This window comes from uncultured Mucilaginibacter sp. (assembly GCF_903913935.1).
Classification (GTDB): Bacteria; Bacteroidota; Bacteroidia; order Sphingobacteriales; family Sphingobacteriaceae; genus Mucilaginibacter.
This window is the reverse complement of sequence record NZ_CAIWNH010000057.1, coordinates 1-6,152: the sequence shown is the minus strand read 5'-3', so window position 1 is coordinate 6,152 and position 6,152 is coordinate 1. Positions and strand designations below refer to the sequence as shown.

At 42.1% G+C, this 6,152-nt stretch carries 7 protein-coding genes; 5 read left to right on the top strand and 2 right to left on the bottom strand.

What is annotated here, in order from left to right:
* On the top strand, window positions 1-1,164 hold a 1,164-nt coding region (locus tag QZY09_RS02460; protein WP_295667682.1), incomplete at its 5' end, for a hypothetical protein.
* Between the two features lie 206 nt (window positions 1,165-1,370).
* Here QZY09_RS02460 and QZY09_RS02455 read toward each other — a convergent pair.
* On the bottom strand, window positions 1,371-1,547 hold the full coding sequence (locus tag QZY09_RS02455) for a hypothetical protein (protein WP_295667680.1): 177 nt from the start codon (window positions 1,545-1,547) through the stop codon (window positions 1,371-1,373).
* A gap of 326 nt (window positions 1,548-1,873) precedes the next feature.
* On the opposite strand from QZY09_RS02455, the gene QZY09_RS02450 reads away from it, so the two are divergent.
* The 4 genes from QZY09_RS02450 to QZY09_RS02435 all read left to right on the top strand — a co-directional run bounded on the left by QZY09_RS02450 (window position 1,874) and on the right by QZY09_RS02435 (window position 4,956).
* Window positions 1,874-2,767 (top strand): FAD:protein FMN transferase, encoded by an 894-nt coding sequence (locus QZY09_RS02450; RefSeq protein ID WP_295667678.1) that lies wholly within the window; start codon window positions 1,874-1,876, stop codon window positions 2,765-2,767.
* 13 nt (window positions 2,768-2,780) lie between these two features.
* On the top strand, window positions 2,781-2,999 hold the full coding sequence (locus QZY09_RS02445; protein WP_295667676.1) for a DUF4266 domain-containing protein: 219 nt from the start codon (window positions 2,781-2,783) through the stop codon (window positions 2,997-2,999).
* A 29-nt stretch (window positions 3,000-3,028) separates the two neighbouring features.
* Entirely contained in the window at window positions 3,029-4,381 is a 1,353-nt protein-coding gene (locus QZY09_RS02440; RefSeq protein WP_295667674.1) for a DUF3570 domain-containing protein, read from the top strand.
* A gap of 143 nt (window positions 4,382-4,524) precedes the next feature.
* Entirely contained in the window at window positions 4,525-4,956 is a 432-nt protein-coding gene (locus QZY09_RS02435) for a thioredoxin family protein (RefSeq protein WP_295667672.1), read from the top strand.
* A gap of 585 nt (window positions 4,957-5,541) precedes the next feature.
* Here the strand turns inward: QZY09_RS02435 and QZY09_RS02430 are convergent.
* The coding region (locus tag QZY09_RS02430; protein WP_295667669.1) for a cytochrome b/b6 domain-containing protein at window positions 5,542-6,152 on the bottom strand (611 nt) is incomplete at its 5' end.

Here is a 6,152-nt window from a genome sequence, read left to right as displayed (position 1 = left end):
CGCAGTACCGACGGACAAAAATTTGTACAGCATCTGCACGCCATCGATATTTTAACGGGTGCCGACAAAGCAGGAAGTCCGGTTTTGATTAGCGCCAGTGTGCCCGGAACAGGGGATGGTAATGTGAATGGCACAGTAAGCTTTGATCCCCTGCGGAACAACCAGCGGCAGGGATTAGTGCTGGTAAACGGCGTTGTGTACATTTCCTGGTCTTCTCATTGTGATTGGAACCCCTATCACGGTTGGGTCATGGGATACAATGCATCCACACTGACACAGCAAGGCGTTTATAATGATACCCCCAACGGCGAAAACGGTGGAATTTGGGAAAGCGGAATGGGTATAGCAGCAGATGCGCAAGGCAGTTTATACATTACAACAGGCAACGGAACAGTAGGTAAAGGCAGTTTTTCAGCAACCGGGAATGGCACAAACGATATAGGGAACCAGGGCCCTACTGACCTTATTAACCGCGGCGAAAGTGCAATAAAACTTACCCCTTCAGGTAACACACTAAATGTCACCAGCTACTTTACCCCTTTAAATTATTTGAACCTGAACACAAACGATCTGGATTATGGCGTTATGGGTACATTTTTAATTCCGGGCACAAATTTATACCTGACCGGTTGTAAGGATGGTAATTTGTATGTGCTCAATAAAGACAATATGGGAGGATACTCCACGTCATTCAATGTCATTCAGCAAACTATCCCGCTAAACGGTAGTATGCACTGCCAGCCGGCTTTTTACAAAGGCGGATTAAACCAGTATATGTATTTATGGTCCGAAAACGATCAGTTAAGAGCCTTCGCATTTGATTATGGAACAGGCTTGTTTGCAAAAAATTCAACTGTTTCACCGGATCCCGGTCCCGGAGGGGACTGTGGTGCACAGCTATCAGTCTCCGGCAACGGTTCTGTAAACGGCACCGGGATTCTTTGGGCTTCCTATGCATCCGCAGGTGATGCGGGCAATACCGTGGTTACCGGTATCTTAAGGGCTTTTGACGCGAATGATATCACCAAAGAACTTTGGAACAGTAATCAATCTAATAGCGATGGCGTTGGCTTTTATGCAAAATACTGCTCGCCAACCGTTGCCAACGGACATGTTTACCTGGCAACCTTTTCGAAAAAAGTAGTTGTATACGGGTTAAAATAAAAAGACAATAGTGGGATTGTTTGTTAAATCCCGTTTTTCTTTTTTATCCCAAAACGTTTTCTTCAGGTATGGTGACCGTGGTTGAAAGGGCGTCGAAAACGCTGGGAGCATCCGGATAAGTTATATAAATACAAACGAATTTAAAAAAGGGCAGGTTTTGTTACAGGCCATCGCAGGCTGAACCAATAATTCACTTGATACGGCAGTTACCTTAGCTGGTTATAAATAGCAGCATGCAATAATGCCGCCATGGGCCACCTCAGAATCAAATGTAATACTTGCTGCTGGGTTTTTAACCTGCCTGAGTTTTTAATGCCCCATTGCTTTACGGTCGTAAATTTGTATTCGTCGATACATTTCCGATCTTCATCTATTTTCGTCATTTAAAATAAATAACCAGCTATTTTAGTTTAATATTTGATTTACGGGGTGTTTTGTTGCATGCCCGGCAGACGGTTTTTAATTAGAGTTGGTGGATATCAAATTAAATATATGTTTTGATAAAATAAATGTTTAAACGCGCAGTTGTTAATTTATGTTAAATGTGAATGGATGCTGGTTTTTGGTAAGGTAATTTCATTTACACTACAGAATGTTCGGGTAATATTGTTGTAAGGCTCCCGGACGAAACAAAATTGTTTAAAATTCTCAGCGCGGTATGCAAATGGTTATGAATGATCAGTTGGTTTTTAAAAAGAGTTGCAAGCTTATGGGCAACCATTTTGAATTAACGGCCGTTGCTGATAATGAAGACTGGGCTAATAAAAGGATTGATGCGGGAATTGCTGAAATACAAAGAATAGAGCGGTTGTTAACCACCTTTAGTGACGATAGTGAAACTAACCAGGTAAATCAAAACGCTGGTATTATGCCTGTGATAGTAAGTGCTGAAACTTTTGCGCTGGTGGAGCGTTCCCTCAGGATATCGGGGTTAACACAGGGTGCTTTTGATATTACCTACGGCTCGATTGAAAAGCGTTTATGGAATTTCGATAAAAGCATGACAGCGTTGCCGGATAAGGCTACCGCAAAAAAAATGGTGAGGCTGATCAACTACCGGAATGTTGTACTCGACAGGGAAAAAAGCACGATCTACTTAAAGGAAAAGGGGATGCGGATTGGTTTTGGGGGTATTGGTAAAGGGTATGCCGCCGAAAGGGCCAGGCAGGTGATGAAAGGCCTTGGCGTAAGCAGTGGTGTGGTAAACGCATCGGGTGACCTTTGTGCATGGGGGCTCCAACCGAACGGCACCCCCTGGACAGTTGGGATTGTAAACCCAAATGTTAAAAACGAAATATTTTCGTGGATGTCGGTCACTGATATGGCGGTTGCTACTTCGGGCAATTACGAGAAGTTTGTAATGATAGATGGTAAAAAATATTCACATACCATTGATCCGCGAACAGGATTGCCGGTTACCGGCATCAAAAGCGTTACTATCATTACTACTAATGCTGAAATAGCTGATGCAATGGCAACCCCGGTGATGATCATGGGCATTTATACAGGCCTCGACCTGATCAACCAGATGAATAATATAGAAGCTATCATTATTGACGATGATGACAAAATGTACACATCAAAAAATATACATATAAAATAAAACCCCCGATAGAATGAAACGATTGATAAAAATATCGGCCTGCTTACTGCTCGTTATTTCTGCCACATCATGTGTGCATTTAAAGGAGTATCAGAAAAGCCGGCTAAATGACTCTGAAATGGCGCTGACTAACAGAAAGGTAGAAAAAAACGAATTGAATTTTCAATCATACCGTGAGGGCGCTTCTGGTGCAAATGCCGGCAAAACAGGTGGTGGCTGCGGCTGTAATTAATTATCCGATACGAGTACTACTTAAAATTTATGAAGAAAAAGTTTTTATCCGTAATCGGATTTGCAATTTTATGCCGATTTCAAGTCTATGCGCAGGTTAACACTGACACTACCAGGCTGCCCAAGCCTGCGTATACCAGCTTATATACCCCGGTTGACCAGGACAGCAGCAGTTATAATGCCCGGCAGCTGAGGATTGATGAAATCGACCTGGTTTCGAGTTATTATACCCAAACGGGCGACCGTTCGGCTGTTATGGGGGGGATGCCCGGGCCAAAAGGGACACAAAATGTAACCGATTTTTCAAACGGTTTGAACCTGAATTTGGTTTGGTTAAACCAGGCAAATAACAAAAACACATTATCTGTGGGTTTAGGATACGACCATCATTCGTCTGCTTCTGCAGCATACGTTGCTTTAAACGGCCGCGGAAACCCACGTGGTACAAGGATCTATCCTTCGTTGGACTGGACCGTGGAGAACGCAAAAACTGGCGGCACGTTTGGTATCGGGGCTTATTATTCCGGAGAATACAATTACAAGTCAAAAGGAATTGATTTTCATTGGTCGGTAAAAACCAATGATAAAAGCGGAGAGTTTGGTATGAAGCTACAGGGTTATTTCGATAAAGTTACGCTAATTTTACCGTCAGAACTTATTCCGCCTACTCCTGTAAGCCAGCCCGGTACAACTTATACTATAACCACCGCAAGCGGCGTAGTTGAAACGCTGAGCTCTGGCGGCCAGTTGATCTCAAGTTCAAAAAACAGCCTGCCAACCAGCGCAAGGACAACACTTACAGCTGCATTCTCCTATTCGCAACAAATAAATTCAAGGCTACAGGTGATGTTTCTGGGCGATGTGGTTAGCCAAAGCGGGTATTTAGGCTTGCCGTTTCACAGAGTGTATTTCAATGACAGCGATACCTCGATAGCAAAAGTCGAAAAGTTACCCTCTTCGCGGTTTAAGCTACCACTTGGTTTCCGGCTCAATTATTTCCTGGGTGATAATATCATCCTGCGTACCTATTACCGTTATTATATGGATAACTGGGGAACGCGCTCAAATACAGCAAGTATTGAAGTGCCGTATAAGGTGACGCCATTTTTTTCAATTTCTCCGTTTTACCGGTATTACGACCAAACAGCGGCAAAATATTATGCGCCTTATAGAGAGCATAGCCCAACGGATGCTTATTACACCAGTAATATTGAATACGCAAAATTTAATGCCGGCTTTTATGGCGTAGGTTTTAGGGTAGCACCGCCAAATGGCGTATTTGGTATGCATAGCTTCCACGAAATGGAAATAAGGTACGGGCACTATACGCAAACTACCAACCTTGCTTCGGACGTGGTTTCACTAAGTATGGGCTTTAAATAGCCTGTATATTTCGGGTTTGTTAGAGAACTATTAAATTTTTAATTGTTACGTTATATTATTGTAAAATTCATTTTATCTACAAAATGTGTGAGTATATTGCTCATACATAAAGCAGGTAAAACAAAAAACTTAGATTATTTGTTATGAAGATGCTTTCAATTGCTTTTATGATGTTCTTTTCTTCGGCCGTGAGCTGGCTTGGGGATTTTAGTGTTGCTAAGACAGAGGCGGCGCAGGAGCATAAATTAATTCTTATTAATTTTTCAGGGTCTGACTGGTGCGGGCCATGCATACGATTAAGGAAGGAGATACTGGAGTCGGATGCCTTTGTAGCTTATGCTGCAAAAAACCTGGTATTGGTAAGAGCTGATTTCCCCCGGCAGAAAAAAGATCAATTAAGCCCTGAACAGGTAAAATTGAATGAAGCGCTGGCAGATAAATATAATCCCGAGGGTAAATTCCCTTATACCTTACTGGTTGATCAAAACGGGAAGGTATTGTTTTCGTGGGATGGTTTCCCTAATGAAAAACCGGAGCAATTTATCGGGCAAATTGAAGATAATCGCCCTCAATAATAAAAAACATAAAAGGCGGGAAACCGGCAATTTTTATGTAAATTACAAAGGCCGCGTTGATAAGGGGATGATAACAGAGAATTTATATTAATAGCATAAAATATGATAAACTCAATAAAGATCAATAGTGATCGGATCCTTTTTTATCTCTGGCTAGTGCTGATGGGTATTATATTTTTGTTGAGCGGAACACTGGTGTAAATTACACCTTTATATTTCCGGTAAAATGGCGTGCTTATGCCTGGTCAAAGCAGCCCTTAAATAAGTCGGCTTTATTTTAAGCAGCTTTGAGGGGTATGCAATCAAAAAAAGTTGAAATTGAGAAGATTTTAGCGTTTATAAAAGATATTATTCATAAAAAAAGAGGCTGTATCATAAGTAGAACAAAGACGGATTATACAAAATTATATTTTGCGCTATAAAAACTCTGTGCCTCTCCGCGCCTTCTTTGAGCACTCTGTGGTAAAATTTAACCACAGAGATCACGGAGACCAGAACGCAAAGATCGCAGAGGCAAATATTATTTGGTAACCTTTTGATACAATCTACTTTTGAGACAGCCTCTTTTAGCGTTAAGGCTTACGCCTATTCTTTTCCGCCGTTGATCATATCTGATACTATTCCCGGGCTGTCCTTTCGTTCGGCTAAAAACACGCCGGCCAAATGGACAACAATAAAGGCAAGTATCAGGTACATCGTAAACTGGTGGATCTCCCTGAAGGCATGAATCGCCTTTAGTGCGGGTACATCATCTTCAAATGCAAGGCATAAACCGGTAACTGCCATGGTGATAATCATCAGGTAAGACATAGCGTAAACCGTTTTTACTAAAAAATCATGCCTGGCGGTTTCCCGCTGTTGTTTAACACTTTGGTATTTTGCATAGGCGCTTTTCAAACTGCGTATAAACCGTTGATCAGTGAGTTGGAAAAACTCAAGTAACAGCCGAAAAACAACCAGCCCAACCAGTACATAACCGAAATAGGTATGAAGCGTCCAGATCTTGTCGCTCAATTCATGCGCTACAGAGCGGGCCTGGTCATTGCTAACCGTTGCACCGGCCTCCTTAAGCGTGTCCTTGATAAAGGATGCGTTTGGCCGTGTTTTAAGTATGGTTGAATTAATTAACACGGTTAATAATGATCCGCTGATAACGGCGGCATTTAACCAATGCCATAAGCGGATAGAGGAAGAGT

What these genes read in the sequence shown, in the direction of transcription:
- QZY09_RS02435 (WP_295667672.1), top strand. Translation starts at nt 4,525, where the DNA reads ATGAAGATGCTTTCAATTGCTTTTATGATGTTCTTTTCTTCGGCCGTG.
- QZY09_RS02440 (WP_295667674.1), top strand. Translation starts at nt 3,029, where the DNA reads ATGAAGAAAAAGTTTTTATCCGTAATCGGATTTGCAATTTTATGCCGA.
- QZY09_RS02455 (WP_295667680.1), bottom strand. Translation starts at nt 1,547, where the DNA reads ATGACGAAAATAGATGAAGATCGGAAATGTATCGACGAATACAAATTT.
- QZY09_RS02445 (WP_295667676.1), top strand. Translation starts at nt 2,781, where the DNA reads ATGAAACGATTGATAAAAATATCGGCCTGCTTACTGCTCGTTATTTCT.
- QZY09_RS02450 (WP_295667678.1), top strand. Translation starts at nt 1,874, where the DNA reads ATGGGCAACCATTTTGAATTAACGGCCGTTGCTGATAATGAAGACTGG.